We start from the raw sequence: 22,066 nt of genomic DNA, 5'->3' as shown, positions 1-22,066 counted from the left end.
GGCGCCCGCGCCCGGACGGCGAAGCGCTGGTACTCGCCGCGGACGGTGACGCTCCAGCCGTTGACCGTCGCGATCCACGTGTACGGCGGCGGGGCGACCGGTAGCCCCGCCGGCAATCGCGAGGCGCCGGTCAGCCGCCGAGTCGCTTTCGCGCTGGCGTTCTCGAGCGCGCCGCTGACCTGCTTCCGGGCCGTCTCCCGGGCGGCCTGCTGGACGATCGAGGCGGTCTCGTTGGTCGTCGCCGCGGGGACGCGCGTCGCCTCCTCCCGGCTCAGTTGGCGGAGCCGGAGGCCGACGCGAACCGCGGCCTCGTCGGCGGTCGCCGCGTCGGCGCCCCGTGCGGTCAGCGCGCCCTCGAAGGCGGCCGCGTAGCTCCCGTTGGTCATCGCCTGCCCCCGCCGGCCCAGTGTCGGCCAGCGATCCCGGGCGTCGACGACCGCGGCGCGACAGGTCGACCGCCGGAGCCCCGTCCCGTTCGTCGCGGCGTCGCAGACGGCGCGCTCGGCGCGGCGGACGGACTCTCCCACCGCCGCCGACAACTCCGCGCGCTCGGTCGCTAGCTGCGTCGACCGCGCGTCCGGATCGTCGACCCCAGCCGTCCGGTTCGCCGCGATCAACGTCGCTGCAGCCCGCTCGAGACTCACGGTCCGCGTGCCGCCGCCCAGTAGCGCGTCGACGACTCCGTCGGCCGCGTCGCCGTAGGGCACTGCGACCCAATTCGTCGTCCGCGCCGTCAGCGGGTGGACGGTCTCCCCCGGCGGCACGCTCGGTGCCTGGTCGTGCTCGACCGCCTCGAGCGTGAGGTAGGCGGGGCCGCCGTCGGGCGTGTTGACGAGGCCGTCCCCGACTGCCCCGGACTGTCGGTCGCCCCCGATGCCGCCGTACGGGCTGTCCCCGCCGCGACCGAGCTCGACGAGTTTCGAGAGCCCCGCGGTCGATCGATCGCCGAGCTCGTCCCGGTAGTCGAGATTCCGGCCACGGGTTTCGGCCGCACGCGCGTCCAACTCCGCGAGCACGCGGTCGAGGTAGGCGGCGCGTGCCGCGACCCGCGCACGGTCGGCGGCGCCGTCGTAGGTCGCCGGCGCGTCGAGCAGCTCCCGGCGGCGCTCTCGGAGCGTCTCGGCCAGCATCGCGGGGGCGTTGGCGTCGCCGGACGCGACCGCCAAGCGCGGCACCGAGACGGTGACGTTCGCCACCTCGGCCCGGAGCCCGCGGAGATCGGCGGCGATCCAGGCGTCGAGCGCGCTCGGTCGTGCGGCGGTGATCGTTCGTTCGTGGACGACGGCGTCGCCGTCGTCGGCGACGGCACGGACGGCCACGCTGTCGACGCCGCCGTTCGCGGCGAGCAGCGTCTCGGCCGCCCGCTCGCGGGCGCCGGCGAGGTTCGGCCCCCCGAGCGCGCCGCCGCGTTCGAACAGCGGTGCAGTCGGGCGATCCGGCGCAGCGTCGGCCGGCGCGTACGCCGCAGTCACGCGCACCGCGACCCGGGCTGTTTCGGTCCACTCGGCGGTCGTCGTTCGAGTCCGTCCGTCGCGGCGCCAGCGGCGCTCGACGGTGTGGTGTATCGTCACCTTCCGGAGCGTATCGACGACGGGATCGGACGCCGCCCGCGACGAGTTCCCGACGGTCGTGACGACCGTCCGCTCGCTGTGCTCCCGATCGACGAGCGTCCAGTTGTCGAGTCGCGGGCGCGGCGCCATCGCGCTCGTGCGAGTGAGCACCGCGACCCGTAGCCTGCTCCGGACGCGGTAGCTCCCCGCGGTCGAGGTGTCGTCGACCGCGTCGAGATACGCTCTGTCGGCGGCCGTTCCGGGATCGGCGGTGATCGGCTCCGTCCCCGGATGCTGGGGATCGAACTCCCCGGAGGCGGGTTCGCTCGTCGCCCCCTCGACCGCGTTCGGGGCCAGTAGCGCGTCCGTCGCGGCTGCGGCGTCGCCGTGGCGGCCGCCGAGGACGTCGAGCACGCCGACCTCGACGGTCGCGACGTCGACCGCGCGGGCGCCGGCGGGGTCGTGGCGGCCGAAAACCGCCCGCTGCTGGGCGAGCAGGGCGGCGTTCGTCGACAGTTCGACGTGGCGGTTGGCGAGCACGTTCCGGATCGGCGCGCCGGCGTAGCGGCCGTTCCCGCGGGCCATCGCGATCGCCGTCAGCCGCGTCGTCAGCCCGCGGGCGAGCCCCGGTCCGGCCAGCGCGCCCCGGTTCAGCCGCCGCTCGTACTCGCGAGTCCGCTGGTGGAGCTCCAGCACCGGCGTCTCGACGGTGAGCGTGAGGTCGTGACGGCGCTCGGCGACGGTCTCCCCACCCTCGACGGCCCGGACGGTGAGGTTCCGAACGGTCACCCGGATCGCCGCGCCGCCGTCGACGGGGACGACCGAGATGGCCGACTTCGCCCGCCGGAGCGAGGCGGTCGAGCCGTCTACCGGCGGGAGGTCGACGCGGGCCTCGACGGCGCCCTGCTCCCGGCTGAGCCCGGCGAGCGATTCCCGCGCCGCGAGCGCGATGCGCAGTCGCAGGGCGTCGACGTACGGCTGCGAGTCGTCGAGCGCCCGCCCCGCCGGCGTATCCGCAGGCTCGGTGACGGGCTGGCGAGCCGCGTCGCGGGCCGCCGCCCGTATCGCGTCACCGAGTGCCGGGCGTGCGTCACCGACCGCGTCGTCCATCGCCGCCGTGGCGGGGCGGTCGATCGACGGCTCCGTCCGGTCGGCCACCCCCGTCGCGTACACCGAGGCTCCGAGGAGCAGCAGCACCCCCACGAGTGCGAACGGCACCCGGCCGCGAGTGTCGGCTGCCAAGCTCACGGCGACCACGTCCTGACGGAGATTTCGACGGTGTCCAGCGCGAGCAGTTCGGCGGCTCCCTCCGGGCTTTCGGTCCCTCGGCGGAGCTCCGTCGCGACTCGGTCGGCCATCGCCGCTGCGATCTCCTGGTTGGCCTCGCGGGTGTCGCCACGCTCGATCGCGCTCCCGGTTTCGACGCCGTAGCGACCGCTCACCCGCCGGTAACGGTGCCGGACCAGTTCGTCGAGCGGTGCGTCGTCGGCCAGCGCCAGCCGTCCCTTCTCGGGCGGCAGGATCCCGTCGACGAGCGAGTCCGCCAAGGCGCGGGCGACCCCTCCGTACCCCTCCTCGGCGGCGGTTTCGCCGGCCTCGGCGGCGTCGACGCCGCTCGGTGCACGGACCGTCTCGGCGTGCACGTCGGCGGACTGCGGCGGCGCGTCACCCACGGCGAAGGTCCGACCGATGTGGGCGTCGGGGTACGGCTGCCAGCTGACGACGACTCTCGTCCGCGACGGGAGTCGCTCGCCCACGGCCTCGCGAACCGCGGCGGCGAACCCGGCGTTGGTTCGCGTGAGCGGATCGCCGTCGACGCGGACGGTCCTGACGGCGGCGTCGGCCAGCAGCGAGGCCAGCGTCCCGTGGGCGACGCGGTCGTACTCGGGGTTGGCCTCTGGGTCGGTCGTCGCTCCGGGTGCCGGCTCGAGCGTGTACGGGACCGACGCGGTCGTCGCGGCCAGCGTCTCCGCGACGGCGTCGGCCCGGTCGGCGTCCGTCGCCGCCGGCGCGGCCGGGGCAGTCGTCACGGTGACGGCGGCCGCGCTGATCAGCAGGAGGCAGAGACAGGCGTCGAGGGCGGCGGCCGTCACCGGTGAACCACCACCCTGAGCCGCCCCGGACGAACCTGTCCGGGCGCGGTCCGAACCGGGACGCGGCGACCGGCCGTCTGGAACGCGGCCGTCGGCGCCGGGGCCTCCCCGACCGACCAGTGTCGTGTTCCCACCTGCAGTTCGACGCGGACCGCCCAGCCGGTCGGTCCGGCCGCCCGGGCGTCGTCGAGCCGCTCGACCGCGGCGACGCCGGCCGGCGCCACGGCGTCGTGCACGCGCGACAGCGTCGGGTCGGCGACCTCCCGATCGGCGACCGGGGCGACCCCGGCGAACACGGTCGCGTACAGCGAGAGGCCGAGGCCGACCGCGGCGACGGCGACCAGCGCCGCCGTCGGCGACGCCTGGCCGCGATCAGGCGCCGACGAGCGTGACGCGGTAGCCATCCCAGCTCACCCCCGTGACGGTGATCTCGTCGGACGCGACCCAGCTCGATCGGCGTTGTTTGGCCGCTTCCACCGCCTCGCGGAACGCCGCGCGGGTGGCGAACACTGCACTCGGTTCCCCCTCCCCGAGAACCGTGCGGAGCTTCCCGTCGGCGACGGGTACGACGGGGCCGAACGCGAACGTCGCCCGCGCGGTGCCGCCGTCGTTGCGCATCGCGATCCCGTGCGGGCGGAGGCGAACGGCGTCGGCGCCGTGGCCGTGGCTCGCACTCGCCGGCGCGGGGCCGGCCGCGACCGCGTCGACCGTGTCCGCGACCCCGGCCGCGTCCGGCGCGGGGCGGGCCGGGAGCGTTCCGGCGACGGCGAGAAACGCCACGGCTGCCACCACGAGTCCGGCGTGCAGGGCGGGCGACTCCGTCGGAGGTCCGAGCATGGCACGGAGTGGTCCCGGTTTCGTACTTGAACTCTCGGCTCAGAGTGCCGCCTCGGCGGCGACGAGGGCCGCGACGTACGCCGCCGTCGCGGTGGGGAGCGCGAGGCCGATCCGGTAGCCCAATAGCGACGGATCGAGCCCGCGCTCGAGCGCCGTGGCCAGCCCGGTCAGGATCGCGGCGAGCAGGAGCACGTAGACGCCGACGACAGGGCCGAGCGTGCCGGGACCGAGTGGCGCCGCGCTGGCTGCGCTCGCCGTCGACGCCGCGCCGCCGTTAAGACTGCCGGCGGCGTCGGCCGGGATCCGGCCCACCATCGCGACCGAGACGCCGCCGACGAGCGGGCCGAACAGCGCGGCGGTGTTCGACAGCGTGCCGGTGATCGCCGCCAGTTCACGCCGCGCGTCGCGCTCGACCCGGGCGAGCTCCCGGAGGTGATCCCCGGCGGCGACCAGCGCGTCGCCCGCCGGCGGCCCCTCCGTGGCTGCGAGCGCGAACAGCTGCCCCGCGTCCCGGAGCCGCGACCCCGGCACGGTCCGGAGCACACCGAACCGGCCGAAGAAGCTCTCCCCGACCGGCAGCCCGAGCTGGCTGCTCCGACGCGTCGCGCGATCGAGCAGCTCGCCGGTCTCGCCAGTGAGCTCGGCGGCGGCCGCCTCCAGCGCCCGTTCGACGGCGACGCCGTCGTCGACGCGGCGCCCGACGAGCGCGAGCGCGTCCGGGAGCCCGGACTCGATCTCCCGGACCTCCCGGCGGAGCTCCCGGACGGGGGCGAACAGCCGCAGCAGCGCGGCGCCGCCCCCGGCGCCGACGGCGACGATCGGGACCGCCCAGGGGAGCAGGAGCGCAGCTCCGAACCCCGTGACACCGCCGGCGAGCACGCCGAGCAGGGCGGCGCTCCGGCGGCGGTCCGGAACCTCCGGGTGGGAGGGCCCGATCCGCGGCGGCGGGAACGAGACGGGTCGCTCGGCGAGCAGCCACCCGCTCGCCCCGAGCAGACCGACCGGGAGCAGCAGGTTGTACAGCGCCGAGAGGGCGACGATGCCGACGTTCACGCCCGCGAGCCGTGCGGCGGGGAGCACGCCGACGAGCGCGAGCGGGAGCAGCACACCGAACGCGTACAGCCCCGTCACGCGCCCGAATCTCGCCGGCGAACGACGCCGCGCGCTCCTCGACGCCCGAGCGAGCGGCGGCCAGCGCGCGCTCGACTCCCCGCTCGCGCGCGTCGGCCGGGGCGTCGGCGGCGTCGAGGACGAGCGCGCTCGCCCGCTCGATCCAGGGGTCCTGCTCCCCCCACTCGGCGGCGAACGACGACAGCCCCGAGTCCGGGGAGCCCCGCGCACGGCTCGCGTGCGCCGCGAGCGACTGCGCGAGATCTCCCTCACCCGACCGGGCAGCGAACGCCACGGCCCGCTCCAGGCTCGGCTCGACCCGGAGTCGGAGCGTCAGCCGCCCGAACAGCGCGGGGGCGTCGCCGACGGCGCGCGTCCGCGAGAGGTCGGCGGCGGCGACGGGAGCGGAGCGAACCACGAGTGGCGGACTGACGCCGAGCGCGGCCGCGAGCGGCACCAGCGGGAGCGCCCCCGCGGCGAGCGCAGCGAGCGCGGCCGTCCCCGCGACCGCGGTGCCGACCGCCTCGGCCGCCGCCACGAGGTCTGGCGCGGGGGGCAACCCGAGACGCTCGCAGGCGGTCGTCAACTCGTCGCCGACTGCCGGGTCGCGGGGCCAGCGTGGGGCGATCCACGCGACGAACCGATCGAGCCGGCACGCCCCCTCGGTCAAAGTGGGTGCTACCACGGCTCTCCAGCAGCATCCGCTTCGGTCGGTGACTCCGCCCGGATCGCGGCCGGTCGGGTGACCCCGTCCCGCGCGAGTGAGCGCAGGTGCTCGGCCCGGTCGGCGAGCGCCGCGAGCGTCTCGCCGTACGCTTCGCCCGGCGCCGTGAGGGAAGCGAGGAGGCTGCTCTCGCCGCGGTCGAGTCTGCCTGTCGGTTCGAGATCGCCGCCGTCGCCGAGTTCGAACAGCGGACGGAGGTCGGTGCCGTCGGCGACCGACTCGACTTCCTCGATCGCGACCGCGCGGCGGCCGCGGTCCGTGTCGGCAACCGTGAGCACGAACCCCGTGGCCGCGAACGCGGACTCGCTCACGCCCAGACCTTCGGTCATCCGGCTCCGAACCGCGGCGGCGCCGTCGCCGTGAACCGTCCCCAAAACGGTGCCGGAGGCGGCGCCGACGCGCATCGCCTCGTACAGCGTGCTCGCCTCCTCGCCCCGGACTTCGCCGACGATCAGCGCGCCCTCGCCGAGCCGGAGCGCGGTCCGGAGCGCCGACGCGGGGCTGGTCTCCCCCGAGTCGTCGTCGCCGCGAGCGACCCGGAGCGACTGCACGTCCCGGCCGGCAGCCCGCAGCGCGGCGGCGGGGAGCTCCGGCGTGTCCTCGATCAGCACCGTCCGCGTGCTGCGGGGGAGCGCCCACAGCAGCGCCCCCAGCGTCGTCGTCTTCCCGGCGCCGCGGGCGCCGGCGACGAGCCCGGTCGCGCCGCGCTCGACGGCCAGCGACAGCAGCGCCGCCGCCCGCGGCGACAGCGAGCCGGCGGCGACGAGGCGGGGGAGCGTCCACGGCTCCGAGTCGTGTCGGCGGACGGCGAACGCCGGCCCGGGCGAGAGCGGGCGCGTGACGCCGGCGACCCGCACCTGCTCGCGCTCCCCCGGCGGGCCGATCGACAGCGTCGCGTCGACCTGCGGCGTCGCCCGCGAGAACGCCCGGCCGCTCGACTGCCGGACGCTGGAGGCGAGCGCGCCGACGCCCTCGGGGGTGAGCCGGACGTTCGTCGGCATCGTCTCCCCGTCGACGACGACCCGGATCGGCGTCTCCGCGGCCGGCGCGGTGACGTAGGCGTCCGAGACGCGGTCGTCCGCGAACAGGTCGGCGAGCACGCCGTTGCCGCGGGTGTGCTTCCGGAGCGTCGCCGAGAGCTCCGCGATCGACAGGTCGTCGGGATCGTCGTCGAGGACCCGCCGCACGGCGCGAAGGGGGGCGAGCTCGCCCGTCTCGCCGGACTCGGCGAGCCACGTCGCCGCCTCGTCGAGCAGTTCGAACGCCCGGGGGTCGAACGACGCCGACGCGGGGGTGAGGTGGTAGCGCGCGGCCGGGTCGGCGGGGTCGTCGAGCGCGTAGCGCCGGACCGTGCCGCCGGTCGAGAGCGCGATGGTGTCCCGTAGCCGGGCGTTCGTCGGTGGCCGGTGGTCGATCTTCGCTCGGGCGATCGTCGGCCCGTCGTGGGAGCGAACGGCGTCGTCGTGATCGTCGACGCGTTCCGCGCCGGCGGCGAGCCCCGTTTCGGCGGCGAGCCGGCCGACGGGGCCGGTGCGGCCGGTCGCCTCCCGGGCGGCCGCGAGAGGGTCCGTCCGTGCCGTCGCGGCGAGATCGGCGTCGTGGTGGTCGACGAGCGCGGCGAACCGGCCCGCGGCCTGGAGCAGGCCGACCGCGCCGTCGGTGTACCAGCGCTCGAAGCCGGCCGATCGCGTCCGGACGGCGTCGGCGTCGCGGTCGGCGAGCGCGTCGACGGCCGTCGCCCGGCAGGCCGGTTCGTCGGCGAGATCGCCGCTCCCGGCGCAGTCGGCGGCGTCGATGCGGAGTTCGACGCGGTCCTCGATCCCCGTCGCGCCGACCTCGACGAACGACGGGTCGCAGTCGCAGCGACCGTCGTCGGTGCCGCCCGGTAGCAGTGACATAGCGCGGCTGGCCGCGCTTTCGTACTTGAACTCTCGGTCGGATCTCTCCCGTAGGCGTCGTGACGACCCGGATAGTTCACCCCCGGACCGTGACGACTCGACCGTCGTCGCCCTCGGCGAGCCGGAGTACGAGTCGGTGGTCCCCCGGCGTCCCGAACTGAACGGGACCGTCCGGCGTCGCGAACCGCGCGTCGAGGCGACGGGTTCTGACGGCGCCGGTGTCGAGCGCGTACCGGACCACGCAGTTCGGGCGACAGCGGATCGTCAGGGAGTCGACTTCGGCGGCGACGAGCGACCCCGAAGGAGGGAGACGCTGAGCACTCTGCTGCCGCCGGGGTCGTCCGCCGCCAGCAGCGACGCGCCGGCGCGCTCGATCCGGCTGACCTCGCGGTCGAGCGCGGACGCGGTGCGGTCGGCGGCGCCCGACTCGACGGCCGGGAGGGTGGCCGAGAGGAGCGCGGCGGCGAGCACGACGGCCAACAGCGCGCGGATCACTGCAGGTTACGCAGGCGCTCGCGGAGGTGGCGGTCGTCGTCCTCGGCCGCGGCTTCGCCCTCTTCGTCGACTGGGTTCGCGGTTCGTTCGTCCGAGTCGCCCTCGCCGGGTTCACGGGCGTCCGCGTCGCCGTCGTCCAGTCGGCGCTTCAGCCGATCCACCGCGGCGACGGCGGCGTCGGCGCGACGTTCGACGCTCTCGTTCACCGCCGAGACGCCGCCGAGGAACCCCCGGATCGCCTGGACCGCCGCGTCGAGCTCGTCGACGCGGCTCTCGAGCTCCGTGATCCGGGCTTCGAGCTCCTCGGGGTCGGCATCGCTGTCGGACCCGTCCGCCGTCGCGTCCGCGTCGACGGCGCGTTCGACGGCCGCGAGCCGGCGTTCGAGCGCTTCGTCGCTGTCGGGCATGGCGCGGCTGGTCGCCCGATCGGCCATAAGCGTCGGGGTGGCGGTTTTCCCGGGTCGCCGGGTGAACTTAAGTCGGGTCCGGCTGAAGGGGCGGGCATGAAGAGCGTTCTCGTCGGCGTCGGCCAAGCTGGTGGGAAAGTGGCGACTGCGCTGGCGGAGTACGACGACGAGATGGGGTTTCGCGCGATCCGTGACGCGATCGCGGTCAACAGCGCGAAGGCCGACCTCCAGGGGCTCCCGCTAGACACGGTGCTGATCGGGCAGGACGTGGTGAAGGGCCACGGCGTCGGCGGCGACAACGAACTCGGCGCGGAGGTGATGCAGCGCGACGCCGACGAGGTGATGACCGAACTGAGCGGCCGGATCGACTCCGGGACCGAGGCGGTGTTCGTCGTCGCCGGACTCGGCGGCGGCACGGGCTCCGGCGGCGCGCCCGTGCTCGCGAAGGAACTCAAGCAGGTTTACGACGTGCCGGTGTACGCCGTCGGCATCCTCCCGGGCCGGAACGAGGGCTCGCTGTACCAGGCCAACGCCGGGCGATCGCTGAAGACCCTCGCCCGCGAGGCGGACGCGACGATCCTGATCGACAACGACGCCTGGCGCGAGAGCGGCGAGGGCGTCGCCGAGGGGATGGCGGCGATCAACGAGCGCATCGCCCAGCGAATCGGGCTGCTGCTCGCGGCCGGCGAGCCGATCGAGGACCGCTCGCTGGGGCTGGGCGACGACGGCGTCGACCGCGACGTGGGCGAGAGCGTCGTCGACACGAGCGAGGTGATCAACACGCTCCGCTCGGGCGGGCTCGCCGCGGTGGGCTACGCCGAGTCGCCGGCGAGCGACGAGGCCGACGACAACGTCAACGTCGTCACCAGCACCACCCGGCAGGCGCTGTTCACGGGGACCAGCCTGCCCGAGGCGTCGACGGCCGACGCCGCGCTGCTGGTCGCCGCGGGCCGTCCCGAGAGCCTCTCCCGGAAGGGGGTCGAGCGGGCGCGCTCGTGGGTCGAGGAGGAGACCGGCAGCATGGCGGTCCGGGGCGGCGACTTCCCGCTCGCGACCGACCGGATCGCCTCGCTGGTGCTGCTCGGCGGCGTCGAGCGCTCCCCCCGGGTGCAGGAGTTCATGAACCGCGCCGCCGAGGCCCAGGCCGACACCGACGAGCGGAGCGAGGGCCAGCAGAAGCGCGACGCCGCCGACGCGTTCCGGAACGACGAGCTCGAGGACCTGCTCTGAGCGCCGCCCCCGGCTATTTCTCCCCGGCGCCCCTGTCGTCGGTATGCACGACTACGCTGACGACCCACCGATCGAGGAGCGCATCGGCGACGCCCTGCGCGAACGGGACGCCACCGTCGCCGTCGCCGAGTCCTGCACTGGCGGTCTGATCGGCTCGCTCCTGACCGACGTGCCGGGCTCCTCGGACTACTTCGACCGCTCGCTGGTCACCTACTCCTACGACGCCAAGCTCGGCAGCTGGCGGTCTCGCGGGAGAGCCTCGACGGCCACGGCGCGGTGTCGGCGCCGGTCGCCGAGCAGATGGCCGCCGGCGTGCGCGACCGCGCGGGGACGACGTTCGGGCTCTCGACGACCGGGATCGCCGGCCCGGAGGGCGGCAGCGAGGAGAAGCCGGTCGGGACGGTGTTTATCGGCCGCGCCTACGCCGCCGACTGGGGCACCGGCGGCTCGTACACGGAGGTCTCCCGGCACGAGTTCGACGGGTCGCGCACGGCGATCAAAGAACAGATCGCGCGGAAGGCGCTGAAGTTGTTGCTCGAGGACGTCCGCGGGGACCTGTCGGAACGCTGATTAGGCCGTCGGCGCTCTCCCGGGGCATGGTGCGACTCTGGGTGCTCAACACGCTCCCCGCCCACTGGGAGCGCTGTCGCGACGGGCCGACCGACGCCGAGGTCCATCCGGCGCGACACGTGGGTCACCCGTGGCACGGGATCCCCTCGGGCGGTCGCGCGCCGGACCCGCGCGAGCTCACGCCGGGCGAGGACCTGTTCGTCGTACGGCAGACCGGCGGCGTCGGCGTGTCGGGGATCTGGACGTTCGAGGAAGCACGCCGGGTCGTAGACCAGGAAATAGTCCCCGACGTGTGGCGCGATCACGACGGCGAGACGCGCGACTACGACTGGCTGCTCTACTGCCGCGGGAGCCCGGAGCGCGAGGTCGAGCCGCCGATGCGCGAGGATTTCGGCGGCTCGTTCCCGTTCCACCACTCGAAGCTGACGGGGACGGGGATCGCGATGGACGGCGACGACCGCGCGGCGTACGTCGAGGCGCTGATCGACCACGGCGTCTCCGACACCGCCCAACGCCGGCTCCGGGCGGCGCTGGAGGCACCCGCGACCGGCGGGCTGCGGGCCGCCGACAGCGACCCGCCGGCGCGGACGGAGTACACGACGACACGGACGATCCGGGACACGAAGCTGTCGGCGATGGCCAAGGAGCTGTACGATCACCGCTGTCAGCTCTGTGGCGATCGCCGCGAGCGCCGCGACGGGAGCGCGTACGCGGAGGCTCACCACGTCAAACCGCTCGGGGAGCCCCACCGCGGCCCGGACACCGCGGCGAACCTGCTCGTGCTCTGTCCGAACCACCACGCGGACTTCGACTACGGCCGGGTCCGGGTCGATCCCGACTCGCTGGTCGTCGAGCACGCCTTCGACGACGCCGTCGACGGCACGTTACTCACCGTCGACGCCGATCACGAGCTCGATGCGGCGTATCTCGACTACCACAACGACCGGATCGCGTCGTTCTGAGCGGCTGACACGCGCTTCCCCGACCGAAACGTTTTGCGGGGAGCCGGTCGCCCTCACGGTATGGACAAGAAAGGTCACGTACTCAACGCCGTCCTGCTGGCGATCGGCGTCGGGTACGTCCTCGAACCCTCCGGCGACGTGCCGACGTTCGTCGCGATCGCGGAGGTGTCGCTGCCGCTGGTGCTCGGGGCGCTGTTCCCCGACGTCGACACCGCCTTCGGCAAGCACCGCAAGACGCTGCACAACCTCCCGGTGCTCGGCATCGCGCTCGCCTACCCGTTCTTCTTCGGCAACCTGAGCTTCGTCTGGGCGGGGATCCTGAGCCACTACGTGCTGGACATGCTGGGGAGCAGGCGCGGCATCGCGCTGTTCTACCCGTTCTGGAGCGAGGAGTTCGGATCGCCGACGGGCGTGACGACCACGAGCAAGTTCGCGGAGGTCGTCACCGTCGTCGTCACGCTGGTCGAGGTCGCGGTGTTCGCCGCGTTCGTCCACCTGCTGCCGCAGTACCTCCCGCCGGGGCTGGAGCTCGGCGGCGTGACGGCGATGGTCTAGTACACCGCCACGTCGTCGAACCGGCCGCCGTAGGCGATGTGGTCGGGGTGCGTGGGCTCGGTGCCCGAGAGGAACAGGCGGTCGATCTTCCCCCAGGAGTTCTCGTACCCCAGGTGAGCGAACTCCGCGGCGTTCCAGAGGCGGTGGCGCGGGCCGGCGCGGTGGACGACCTGTCGGTCGACGCCGTCGACGAGCGCGTCGACGAGGTCGCTCTCGCTCTCGATCTCGGCGTCGAACTCCGTCCAGGCCTCGCCGATGCTCCCGCGGAGATGCGCGTAGGAGGAGCCGAACGACGGGAGCCCGGCCTCCTCGATGATCGCCTTCGCCCGGCTGTTGACGTGGGGCGGCGACTTGACGTTGTAGCTCTCGACGGCGTCGATGTGGTCGGCGTACGCCCGGATCTCCGGGCGGCCCAGGCTCACGTTCAGCAGCGTCGGGTGGGGGACACAGAGCGCGGCTTCCTGGTCGGCCAGCGTGGAGAGCGCCCCCTCGAAGGAGATGAAGTCCGGGACGGGCTCCGAGATCCCCACCGCGAGCAGGTGCCGGCGGTTCTGCCAGTTGCCCGTGAATATCTCCCGGCCGGGCACCACCAGCAGCTCGTCGTCGCTGTGGCGCTCGGCCCGCTCCCGGATCTCCGGCAGCCGCGTGAAGTGGGGGGCGTACACCAGCACGTCGATCCCCCGGGCTTTCGCCCGCTCGACGACCCGCCCGTCGAGCAGCTTGACGTGCATGTCGACCCGCGTCGTCGCCGTAGTCACGTACGCTCCCAGTCGGTCGCCCCCCAAATAGCCTCCGTGTTCGATGCCGGGCGTCGGGGAGAACCCTTTTGGCGTCCCCCGACAACGGAGCGCGTATGAACGCCTGGAACTGCGGGATCGACGGCTGCGGCCGCGAGTTCGACGGCCCGGAGGAGGTGATCGTCCACCAGACGACCGAACACCAGCGCCACGAGTGTGCGGTCTGTGGCACGATCGTCCCGGAGGGGTACTTCGCGATCCGGCACGCCTTCGACGAGCACACGCGCTCGGAGTACGTCCGCGCCTACGACGCCGACAGTAGCGACGTGCGCGCCCGTGAGGCGGTGAAGGAGGAGATCGAGGAGAGCGCCGACCTCCAGAGCGTCGTCAAGCAGCTGAACGCGCGCTCGGAGTAGCTCGCGGCGTCGACGCCGCGCTCGGCGAGATCGCTTTTTCGGCTCGCTACAACCCGACTACCGACCGGTTCGTGGATCGTTACGTCGCGCGGAACTCGCCGTGTTTCATCCCGAGGAAGAACGCGACGACCGAGAAGACGATCATCGAGGGGAGCACCATCATGAACACGGTCGAGGCGGTCATCACGCTCGTGAGCGCGACCGCCGCGACGGCGACGATGGCGACGAGCGGGGCGACCGAACGTGTGAAGTCGTACTCCATACCCCGCGTTGTGGCCGGAGCGGCAAAACCGTTGAGAAACCAGCAGTCGGTAGCTGCCCGCGGTCGCGTCGCTCAGCGCTCCTCGGAGTCGAGCACGCGGATCTGGTCGCCGCGCACCGTCACCGGGATCGGCACCGTCGCCTCGTACAGCTCGACCGTCACCTGGTCTTTCCCCTCGTCGATGCGCTGGACCTGCGCCTTCTCGCCCTTGAACGGGCCGGCGATGAGCTCGACGATGTCGCCCTCGGCGATCCCCTCCACGTCGGGGGTCGGCGAGAGGAAGTGTTCGACCTCGGTCATCGACGACGTGCCCGGCACGATCCCGTTGGCGTGGGGGATCTCGTCGAGCACGCGCTCGATGATCGAGTCGTCCTCGGCCTCGACCATCACGTAGGAGGTCAGCGAGTCCGGCGCCAGCACGGCGTGGATCTCGGGCATCTCCTTCGAGGCGATCATGTCCGCGACCGTCTCCTCCTGGCTCGCGGTGGTCTTGACGGCGTAGATCGGCATCTACGCACCACCCGGGATGAAGCTCATCACCGCGAACATCAGGAAGCCGAGCAGCCCGATGAGGAAGATACCGGCGCCGGCGACCTTGGCGACCATCGAGAACTCCTCCCACTCGGGGGTGCTCGCGAGCTTGAGCACGCGGATGTACTCCGAGAGGTCGTATTTGACGTCCATCTTGGCGGGAACTTCTCCCCGACGCCTTTTCTATCTATTGAATACGGGCTGCCCGAGTCGAGGGCGAAAACGAAGGACTCCGGGGGCCGATCAGTTCACGTCCTGCAGCTGCTCCTTCGACGGGCCGCGCTGGGCGGCCTCGCCGCCGCCGTAGATCTGGGGGGACTCCACCCCGGTCACGACGATCATCGTGCGCATCCGCCCCTCGATCTCCTCGTCGACGGAGGTGCCCCAGATGATGCGGGCGTCGGGGTCGATCCGGTCGTAGATCTCCTCGACGACGCCCTCGGCCTCGCCGATGGACATGTCCGAGCCGCCGGTGACGTTGACCAGCGCGGAGTTGGCGCCGGAGATGTCCACGTCCAGTAACGGCGACCGGAGCGCGGACTGCACCGAGTCCTCGGCCTTGTCGTCGGTGTCGGACTCGCCGAGGCCGATCATCGCGACGCCGCCCTTCTCCATCACCGTGCGCACGTCGGCGAAGTCGAGGTTCACCAGCCCGGGCTTGGTGATGAGTTCGGTGATCCCCTTCACCGAGCGCATCAGCACCTCGTCGGACACTTTGAACGCCTGCTTCACGGGCAGCTTGCCGACCGCGTCGAGCAGGCGGTCGTTCGGCACGACGATGACGGTGTCGGACACGTCACGCAGTCGTTCCAGCCCGGCCTCGGCGTTGGTTCGTCGGACCTCGCCCTCCGCGGTGAACGGGGTGGTGACGATCGAGATCGTCAGCGCGCCGGCGGCCTGGGCGGCCTTGGCGACGACGGGCGCCGAGCCCGTGCCGGTGCCGCCGCCGAGCCCGGCGGTGACGAACACCATGTCCGAGCCGTCGATCGACTCCTTGATCTCCTCCTGGGACTCGATCGCTGCCTCCTCGCCCACCTGCGGGAGCGAGCCGGCGCCGCGACCCTGGGTTTTCTCCTTCCCCATCAGGATCTTCGTGTCGGCCTCGATGGAGACGAGGTGCTGCACGTCGGTGTTGGCCGCGACCAGCTTCGCGCCGTGGATCCCCTCCTCGTGCATGCGGTTGACCGTGTTGCCCCCGGCGCCGCCACAGCCCACCACGGTGATGTTGGTCTTGAGGTCCTGCAGCACGTCCTGCAGCTGCTCGTCGGTCATCTTCCCAGACGTCGGGGTCTCGTCGGCGCCCTGCGCCGACGGGGTCTCCTCCTCGGCCGTCGCGTCGGGCTCCTCGCCGCCCTCGCCCTCGGCCTCGTCGATAGCTTCCTCTACGATAGAGTCCATTTGACCCCTGCTATACAGTGGAGCCTATTCATCTTTCTCCCTTTCCGGCCCCCAGCGCGGCGTCGACGCCGGCTCAGACCGGGAACCGCTCCTCTCGCTCGCTCAGCACCGCCGACGGCGGGATCTCCTCGTCGCCGACCTCGACGGGCTCGCCGCCGGAGAGCCGCCCCATCTTCGGCCCCTCGGGGACGCCGAGCTTCCCGGCTTTCTCCGGGTCGAACGCCTCCTCGCGGGCGATTACGGCGTCGTCGTCGACGCGCACCTCGTCGTACTCCGCCCGCAGGATCGCCGCGAGCTCGTCGATCAGCTCGCCGTAGCGGTCGCCGTCCGGCACCGCCGCCGAACCTCGCGCGCGGGTCCCGTTCTCGATCGTGTCGAACGCGACCGTCGCGCCCGCCACCGCCGCCCGGGTCGCCTCGCCGTCGACGTTCTGGGCGGCCGCGAGCAGGTCGTCCGGCAGGCTCACCGCCTCCCAGTCCTCCGGCGCCTCTGGAACGTGGGCACCGAACCGCAGCCCCTCGTCGACGGTCGCGACGCCGGACTCGAGCGCGTCGACCAGCGCCAGCGGGCGGTCGCCGACGGTCCGGACCCACGTCTCGCTCACGACCCTGTAGCCCAGTTCCTCGATCGTGCGTGCGAGTTCGGGGTGGTCGCCGTCGAGCAGCGCGTGGCTGGCGCCACTGCGCTCGAACGCGGTCTCCAGCACCGCGCGCGCCTCGTTGCTCCGCGGGTGGCCCAGCTCCGACAGCTGCCAGTCGCTGGCGACGTGGCCGACCGCCCACGGCGTCTCCCTGATGACGCGCCAGAACCGCGGGGCGTAGTGGCCGCCGCCGATCCCGACGAGCTGGCGCTCGCGGTGGGCGTCGACGCCCCGCAGCGAGAGCACCGCCTGCGCGACCGCGCGGGCGCCGTCGGGGTCCTCCCACTGTTGTTCGGCGCTACCGAGCTCCGCGAACATCGACGGCGTGTCGAGCGCCGTCGGCCCGTGGTGGGTCCCCTCGATCGCGACCTCGTACCTCTCTGGCGCGTGGGCCTCGAGCGCGCTCACGTACGCCGAGAGCGCGCTGGGGGCGGCCTCCGCGAGGTCGCCGTCCGCGCCGCCGTACTCCGCCTCGCCGAAGTTGCCGGTGAAGTGACCGGTCAACAGCGCCCCCGTCTCGCCGGCGTGCCGGGAGACGAACACCAGCAGGCGCGGCTCGTCGCTGAACGCCGGCGCCGGGTCGTCGAGGTGGATGTGCAGGTCGTCGAACGACCGCAGTTCGAACGGCCCGTCGCGGTAGTACGTGCCGCCGCCCGCGGCGTCGGGCCGCTTCTCGTCCTCGTGTTCGGTCCAGTCCCCCTGGTCCAGCAGCTGCTCGCCGATGTGCTCCGACGCGCGGTCGGCCCGCGAGACGACGATACCGATACTCATTGCTCCGAGGTCAGCCCCGGTCGGCCAAGTAGCCGTCGCCTCCGGCTGCGCCCGCGACCTTTTTCCGGCCCGCTCACCCCACCGAACGCATGGACGTGTACGGGCTGATCGGCCGACCGGTCGAACACTCGCTCTCGCCGCCGATGCACGAGGCCGCCTACGACGCGCGCTCGCTGGACGCGCGGTACGTCACGCTCGAACCCGACCCGGACCGGATCGACGAGGCGATCGCCGGCGCCGACGCGCTGGGCGTCGCCGGGCTCAACGTGACGGTCCCGTTCAAACAGGACGTGCTCCCCTACGTCGACCCGACCCCAACCGCGGAAGCGGTCGGCGCCGTCAACACGATCACCTTCGACGGGGGGACGCCGGAGGGCCACAACACCGACACCGAGGGCGTGATCCGGGCGTTCGAGCACCACGACGTGGTGATCGAGGGCCGCTCGGCCGTCGTCGTCGGCGCCGGCGGCGCGGGGCGGGCGGCCACGTACGCCCTCGCGGACGCGGGCGCGGAGACGTTCGTCGCCAACCGCACCGTCGAGCGCGCCGAGACGCTTGCCGACGAGTTCGCCGCCCTCGGCGTCGAGGCCGGCGGGCTGGACGCCCTGGCGGACCGACTCCCCGAGGCGGACCTGCTCGTCAACGCCACCAGCGTCGGGATGGACGACCCGGATAGTTCACCCGTGCCCGCCGAACTGCTCCACGGCGAGCTCGCGGTGCTCGACGCCGTCTACTCGCCGCTGCGGACCAGGCTGCTGCGCGACGCGGCCGACGCGGGGGCGACGACGGTCGACGGCGCCTGGATGCTGCTGTACCAGGGCGTCGCCGCGTTCGAGCGCTGGACCGGCGTCGACGCCCCCGTGGCGGCGATGGACGGGGCGCTCCGGGACCGGCTCGCCGGCTGACTGCGGGGTTCGGGGGCCGAAACGGCCGAGGGCGACGCTGGCTTTTTACCATCGGGGGTCATCTTCCGCGACAGCATGGTACTGGGGAAGCTCAAACGGCTCCTCGGGCTCGACTCCGGTTCGGACGACGCCGGGCGATCCGAGCGCGACGTGACGGTGCAGGACCGCGACGACGCCGACGCCGAGACCGAGGCGGCGGTGAAGGGCACCGACGAGGCCGACGACGAACAGGCAGACTCGACCACCGACACGGAGTCGGCCGAGGACGGGGCGACCGAGGAGGCTGACGACGAATCGGGGGACGACGACGCCGCGACCGACGAGGCGGACGACGAACCGGTCGCCGCCGAGACCGACGCCGACGCGTCGACGGAGTCGCTCGTCGACGAGGAGATCGCCCAGGAGGAGCCGTCCGGGCGCGCCGAACCCGCGGAGGCAGCGGGCCCGGAGTCCGACGACGAGACCACCGACGTGGCGGATGCCGGCCCCGACGCCGACGAGGCGGCCGAGGCGGCGACGGACTCGCCGTCGGTCGACGAGATCAAGGGGATCGGCCCGGCCTACTCCGAGCGACTGGGCGAGATCGGCATCGAGACGGTCGCGGAGCTCCGCGACGCCGACGCCGCCGAGGTCGCCGAGCGGACGACGGCGCCGGAGGGGACGGTCCAGAAGTGGATCGACCGCGCGAACGACCGGGACGACTGACGACGGACCCGCCCGTTTTTAGCCGCTACCTGCCGACCGTGGAGTCATGACCGAACCCACGGTGGCCACGACGCGCGAGGAGTTCCACGCCGTGGCCGCCGACGCGCCGGCGGGCGCCCGGGTGCCCGTCGAACTGCGGACCGTCGTCGCCGACCCGTTCGACGCCTACCGACGCGCCCGGGACGACGGCGGCGCCTTCCTCGAAACCACCGGCGGGCAGTCGGGCTGGGGGTACTTCGGCGTCGACCCCGTCGACAGGCTCACCGTCTCCCGCGACGCCGTGCTGGCAGAAACCCGCCGCGGGGACGCCGACGACCGCCGGTTCGGCTCGGGGGACTCCCCGACGCTGGCGGCGCTCGACGGCCTGCTCGACGGTGAGGGGCTGGCTCGCGGCGACTGCGACGTGCCCTACCCCTGCGGCGCCATCGGCTGGCTCTCCTACGACGTCGCGCGGGAGCTGGAGTCCCTGCCGGACGGCGACGGCGACGACCGCGGCCTCCCGACGCTGCAGGTCGCCGTCTACGACTGCCTGGCCGCCTGGGAGGAGCCACACGACGGCGACGTGACGCTGCGGATCACCGCCTGTCCGGCGGTCCCCGCGGGCGCCGACGACGCCGCACTCGACGCCCGCTACGACGACGCGCTTGCCGACGCCCGCGAGCTCTGTCGGCGGGTCCACGACGGCGACCCAGCGGTTGGGGCCGCCCCGGTTTCGGCCGACGAGGCGGCGTTCGAGAGCACCTGCGGCCGCGAGCAGTTCCGCGAGCGGGTGCGCCGCGTGAAGGAGTACGTCCGGGCGGGCGACACGTTCCAGGCGAACGTCTCACAGCGCCTCGCCGCGCCCGCCGCGGTCCACCCCGTCGACGCCTACGACGCGCTCCGGGCGGTGAACCCGGCGCCGTACTCCGGGCTGCTGGAGTTCCCCGGCGTCGACCTCGTGAGCGCGAGCCCGGAGCTCCTGCTGGACCGCGACGGCGACCGCCTGCTGACCGAACCCATCGCCGGCACGCGACCCCGCGGCGACACCGAGGCGGAAGATGCCGCGCTCGCCGACGACCTCGGGAGCGACGAGAAGGAGCGCGCCGAGCACGCGATGCTGGTCGACCTGGAGCGAAACGACCTCGGCAAGATCAGCGAGTACGGCAGCGTCGAGGTGACGGAGTACCGCCGGATCGACCGCTACGCGGAGGTGATGCATCTCGTCTCGCTGGTCGAGGGGCGACTCCGCGAGGACGCGACGCTCGCCGACGCGATCGCCGCCACGTTCCCCGGCGGCACCATCACCGGCGCGCCCAAACCCCGGACGATGGAGATCATCGACGAGCTCGAGAGCCGTCGCCGCGGCCCCTACACCGGCAGCATGGGGATCTTCGGCTTCGACGGCCGCGCGACCCTCAACATCGTGATCCGGACGCTGGTGCGCCACGCCCAGGAGTACCACCTCAGCGTCGGCGCCGGGATCGTTCACGACTCCGAGCCGGACGCGGAGTACGAGGAGACGCTGGACAAGGCCCGGGCGCTGATCCGCGCCGTCGACGACGCGCTGGAGGCCGGCGGCCTCGAAGTGGCCGCCGATGCGGACGACGACGGCGCGAGGGCCGAGCGATGAGCGGCCCGGCGATCCTCGTGATCGACAACTACGACTCCTTCGTGTACAACCTCGTGCAGTACGTCGGCGAGGCGGTCCAACCGCTTGACGGCGAGGTGATCGTGCGGCGCAACGACGCCGTCGACGCCGCCGGGATCCGCGAGCTCGACCCGGACGGCATCGTCGTCTCCCCGGGGCCCGGGACGCCCCAGGAGGCCGGGGTCTCGATGGCGGTGTTCAGCGAGCTCAGCTACCCGACGCTGGGGGTCTGTCTCGGCCACCAGGCGCTCTGTGCCGCCAACGGCGCCCCGGTGGGCCACGCCGAGGCGGTCGTCCACGGCAAGCCCTCGCGGATCAGCCACGACGGCGCGGGCGTGTTCGCCGACCTGCCCGACGGGATCGAGGTCGGGCGCTACCACTCGCTGGCGGTCGAGCGCTCGGCGATTCCGGACGCCCTGGTCGAGACGGCGACGACCGACGACGAGAGCGTCGTGATGGCGGTCCGCCACCGGGAGCAGCCCCACGTGGGCGTCCAGTTCCACCCCGAGAGCATCCTCACCGAGCACGGGAAAACGATGATCAAGAACTTTCTCGCGACGAGCCGTGGGTGGGAGCCATGAGCGACGGATCGGACCGCGTGTTCCACGTCGACGGCGAGCTCGTCCCGGCCGGCGAGGCGACGGTGTCGGTCGAGGACCGCGGGTTCCAGTACGGCGACGCCGCCTTCGAGACGCTCCGCGCGTACGGCGGCGACGTGTTCGGCTGGGACGCCCACGCCGACCGACTCGCCGAGACCTGCGACCTGCTCGCGATCGACCACGGGCTGGCTCGCGACGACCTCCACAACCGGATCCTCGCGACACTCGATGCGAACGACCTGGCCGACGCCTACGTCCGGCTCTCGATCTCGCGGGGCGTCCAGCCCGGCAAGCTCGACCCCGACCCCGAGGTCGATCCGACCGTGGTCGTCGTCGTCAAACCGCTCCCGCGGGGCGGGCTCTCGGGCGAGTCCGTCTGGGACGGCCCGGCGACGCTACAGACGGTATCGACCCGGCGGATCCCCGACGCCGCCGTGCCCGCGCGAGCGAAGACGCATAACTACCTGAACGGGATCCTCGCGCGACTCGAACTCCGGGGCACCGACGCCGACGAGGCGATCATGCTCGATTCGGCGGGCCACGTCGCGGAGGGGGCGACCAGCAACGTGTTCGCGGTCGACGGCGACGGGCTGCTCACCCCGGCGCTCTCGGGGCCGGTGCTCCCGGGGATCACCCGAGCGACCGTGCTCGACATCGCCGACGATGAGGGGATCCCCGTCCGCGAAGGGACGTTCGGCCCGGAGACGCTGCGCTCGGCGGAAGAGCTGTTCTGCACCAACTCCACGTGGGAGATCAGGCCCGTCGACGCCGTCGACGGCGCGACCGTCGGCGGCGGCCCGGTGACGGAGCTGCTCGCCCGGCGCTACCGGGAGCGCGTCGAGGACGCGTACTACTAGCTCGCGGCCAGCAGGATGGTCGCGACCGCGTACAGCAGGATCAGCAGCACGGCGGCGATAATGAACTTGAGCACCAGCCCGTCCTCCTCGGGGCTCTCGCCCTCGGGCAGGCCGTCGTCGTACAGGTCGCCGTCCTCCTCGCTCATTGCCGGAGCCAGGGGCCGCGGCGGTATCAATCCGTCCTTCC

At 73.2% G+C, this 22,066-nt stretch carries 23 protein-coding genes and 2 pseudogenes; 10 read left to right on the top strand and 15 right to left on the bottom strand.

From position 1 onward, the window contains the following. From ACP95_RS09610 to ACP95_RS09575, 8 genes and pseudogenes are all read right to left on the bottom strand, one after another. A partial coding sequence (locus ACP95_RS09610) for a DUF7286 family protein (protein WP_154018501.1) occupies nucleotides 1-2,798 on the bottom strand: 2,798 nt, incomplete at its 3' end. Next, on the bottom strand, nucleotides 2,795-3,643 hold the full coding sequence (locus ACP95_RS09605) for a DUF7284 family protein (RefSeq protein ID WP_049980994.1): 849 nt from the start codon (nucleotides 3,641-3,643) through the stop codon (nucleotides 2,795-2,797). The genes ACP95_RS09610 and ACP95_RS09605, both read right to left, overlap by 4 nt. Then, nucleotides 3,640-4,047, bottom strand: a complete 408-nt coding sequence (locus tag ACP95_RS09600) for a DUF7285 family protein (RefSeq protein ID WP_049980993.1) — start codon at nucleotides 4,045-4,047, stop codon at nucleotides 3,640-3,642. Before ACP95_RS09600 ends, ACP95_RS09605 begins: the two co-directional genes overlap by 4 nt. Continuing rightward, entirely contained in the window at nucleotides 4,016-4,480 is a 465-nt protein-coding gene (locus ACP95_RS09595; protein ID WP_049980992.1) for a DUF7283 family protein, read from the bottom strand. The genes ACP95_RS09600 and ACP95_RS09595 overlap by 32 nt, the downstream gene beginning before the upstream one ends. 39 nt (nucleotides 4,481-4,519) lie before the next feature. Next, the gene (locus tag ACP95_RS15330; RefSeq protein WP_049980991.1) at nucleotides 4,520-5,611 is read right to left on the bottom strand and encodes a type II secretion system F family protein; all 1,092 of its coding nucleotides are present in this window, start codon (nucleotides 5,609-5,611) and stop codon (nucleotides 4,520-4,522) included. A gap of 657 nt (nucleotides 5,612-6,268) precedes the next feature. After that, nucleotides 6,269-8,212: a type II/IV secretion system ATPase subunit gene (locus ACP95_RS09585; RefSeq protein WP_049980990.1), complete on the bottom strand. Its 1,944-nt coding sequence runs from the start codon at nucleotides 8,210-8,212 to the stop codon at nucleotides 6,269-6,271. 76 nt (nucleotides 8,213-8,288) lie between these two features. Then, nucleotides 8,289-8,683 (bottom strand): annotated as a pseudogene (locus ACP95_RS16690) (DUF7311 family protein). Nucleotides 8,684-8,703: 20 nt separating this feature from the next. Then, complete coding sequence (locus ACP95_RS09575) at nucleotides 8,704-9,114, bottom strand: DUF7310 family coiled-coil domain-containing protein (protein ID WP_049980988.1); 411 nt, start codon at nucleotides 9,112-9,114, stop codon at nucleotides 8,704-8,706. Between the two features lie 96 nt (nucleotides 9,115-9,210). Here ACP95_RS09575 and ACP95_RS09570 point away from each other — a divergent pair, with 96 nt between their 5' ends. The 4 genes and pseudogenes from ACP95_RS09570 (at nucleotide 9,211) to ACP95_RS09555 (ending at nucleotide 12,431) form a co-directional block, all read left to right on the top strand. After that, nucleotides 9,211-10,344, top strand: coding sequence for a tubulin/FtsZ family protein (locus ACP95_RS09570; RefSeq protein WP_049980987.1), 1,134 nt, complete (start codon nucleotides 9,211-9,213; stop codon nucleotides 10,342-10,344). Nucleotides 10,345-10,387: 43 nt separating this feature from the next. Further along, nucleotides 10,388-10,914, top strand: a pseudogene (locus tag ACP95_RS09565) (CinA family protein). Nucleotides 10,915-10,940: 26 nt separating this feature from the next. Continuing rightward, nucleotides 10,941-11,876, top strand: coding sequence for an HNH endonuclease (locus ACP95_RS16120; protein ID WP_049980986.1), 936 nt, complete (start codon nucleotides 10,941-10,943; stop codon nucleotides 11,874-11,876). 60 nt (nucleotides 11,877-11,936) lie between these two features. Then, complete coding sequence (locus tag ACP95_RS09555; RefSeq protein WP_049980985.1) at nucleotides 11,937-12,431, top strand: metal-dependent hydrolase; 495 nt, start codon at nucleotides 11,937-11,939, stop codon at nucleotides 12,429-12,431. On the opposite strand, the gene ACP95_RS09550 is transcribed toward ACP95_RS09555, so the two are convergent. After that, on the bottom strand, nucleotides 12,428-13,162 hold the full coding sequence (locus tag ACP95_RS09550) for a PHP-associated domain-containing protein (protein WP_049981001.1): 735 nt from the start codon (nucleotides 13,160-13,162) through the stop codon (nucleotides 12,428-12,430). The two genes, ACP95_RS09555 and ACP95_RS09550, sit on opposite strands and share 4 nt — an antisense overlap. A 122-nt stretch (nucleotides 13,163-13,284) precedes the next feature. Here ACP95_RS09550 and ACP95_RS09545 point away from each other — a divergent pair, with 122 nt between their 5' ends. Beyond that, nucleotides 13,285-13,584, top strand: a complete 300-nt coding sequence (locus ACP95_RS09545) for a DUF7565 family protein (protein ID WP_049980984.1) — start codon at nucleotides 13,285-13,287, stop codon at nucleotides 13,582-13,584. A 79-nt stretch (nucleotides 13,585-13,663) separates the two neighbouring features. Here ACP95_RS09545 and ACP95_RS09540 read toward each other — a convergent pair whose 3' ends face one another. The 5 genes from ACP95_RS09540 to ACP95_RS09520 all read right to left on the bottom strand — a co-directional run bounded on the left by ACP95_RS09540 (nucleotide 13,664) and on the right by ACP95_RS09520 (nucleotide 17,186). Beyond that, entirely contained in the window at nucleotides 13,664-13,846 is a 183-nt protein-coding gene (locus tag ACP95_RS09540) for a DUF7333 family protein (protein WP_049980983.1), read from the bottom strand. 72 nt (nucleotides 13,847-13,918) lie between these two features. Next, entirely contained in the window at nucleotides 13,919-14,356 is a 438-nt protein-coding gene (locus ACP95_RS09535; protein WP_049980982.1) for a transcription elongation factor Spt5, read from the bottom strand. Continuing rightward, nucleotides 14,357-14,530 (bottom strand): protein translocase SEC61 complex subunit gamma, encoded by a 174-nt coding sequence (locus tag ACP95_RS09530; RefSeq protein ID WP_049980981.1) that lies wholly within the window; start codon nucleotides 14,528-14,530, stop codon nucleotides 14,357-14,359. It lies immediately after the preceding gene. Between the two features lie 90 nt (nucleotides 14,531-14,620). Then, complete coding sequence (gene ftsZ, locus ACP95_RS09525; protein ID WP_049980980.1) at nucleotides 14,621-15,775, bottom strand: cell division protein FtsZ; 1,155 nt, start codon at nucleotides 15,773-15,775, stop codon at nucleotides 14,621-14,623. Nucleotides 15,776-15,848: 73 nt separating this feature from the next. Then, on the bottom strand, nucleotides 15,849-17,186 hold the full coding sequence (locus ACP95_RS09520) for a D-aminoacyl-tRNA deacylase (RefSeq protein WP_049980979.1): 1,338 nt from the start codon (nucleotides 17,184-17,186) through the stop codon (nucleotides 15,849-15,851). Nucleotides 17,187-17,275: 89 nt separating this feature from the next. Between ACP95_RS09520 and ACP95_RS09515 the strand changes: the two genes are divergently transcribed. The 5 genes from ACP95_RS09515 (at nucleotide 17,276) to ACP95_RS09495 (ending at nucleotide 21,879) form a co-directional block, all read left to right on the top strand. Next, nucleotides 17,276-18,091: a shikimate dehydrogenase gene (locus ACP95_RS09515; RefSeq protein ID WP_049980978.1), complete on the top strand. Its 816-nt coding sequence runs from the start codon at nucleotides 17,276-17,278 to the stop codon at nucleotides 18,089-18,091. A 75-nt stretch (nucleotides 18,092-18,166) separates the two neighbouring features. Next, complete coding sequence (locus tag ACP95_RS09510; protein ID WP_049980977.1) at nucleotides 18,167-18,796, top strand: helix-hairpin-helix domain-containing protein; 630 nt, start codon at nucleotides 18,167-18,169, stop codon at nucleotides 18,794-18,796. 46 nt (nucleotides 18,797-18,842) lie between these two features. After that, nucleotides 18,843-20,405, top strand: a complete 1,563-nt coding sequence (gene pabB, locus ACP95_RS09505) for an aminodeoxychorismate synthase, component I (RefSeq protein WP_049980976.1) — start codon at nucleotides 18,843-18,845, stop codon at nucleotides 20,403-20,405. Further along, entirely contained in the window at nucleotides 20,402-21,004 is a 603-nt protein-coding gene (locus tag ACP95_RS09500; protein ID WP_049980975.1) for an anthranilate synthase component II, read from the top strand. The genes pabB and ACP95_RS09500 overlap by 4 nt, the downstream gene beginning before the upstream one ends. Beyond that, on the top strand, nucleotides 21,001-21,879 hold the full coding sequence (locus ACP95_RS09495; protein ID WP_049980974.1) for an aminotransferase class IV: 879 nt from the start codon (nucleotides 21,001-21,003) through the stop codon (nucleotides 21,877-21,879). The genes ACP95_RS09500 and ACP95_RS09495 overlap by 4 nt, the downstream gene beginning before the upstream one ends. Here the strand turns inward: ACP95_RS09495 and ACP95_RS15725 are convergent. Beyond that, nucleotides 21,876-22,025, bottom strand: a complete 150-nt coding sequence (locus tag ACP95_RS15725; protein ID WP_154018498.1) for a hypothetical protein — start codon at nucleotides 22,023-22,025, stop codon at nucleotides 21,876-21,878. The two genes, ACP95_RS09495 and ACP95_RS15725, sit on opposite strands and share 4 nt — an antisense overlap. Nucleotides 22,026-22,066: the final 41 nt, after the last annotated feature.

Origin of the sequence: Halolamina rubra (assembly GCF_000739555.1) — an archaeon.
Classification (GTDB): Archaea; Halobacteriota; Halobacteria; order Halobacteriales; family Haloferacaceae; genus Halolamina; species Halolamina rubra.
The sequence above is the reverse complement of the archived record's forward strand: the minus strand, read 5'-3'. Positions and strand labels throughout refer to the sequence as shown.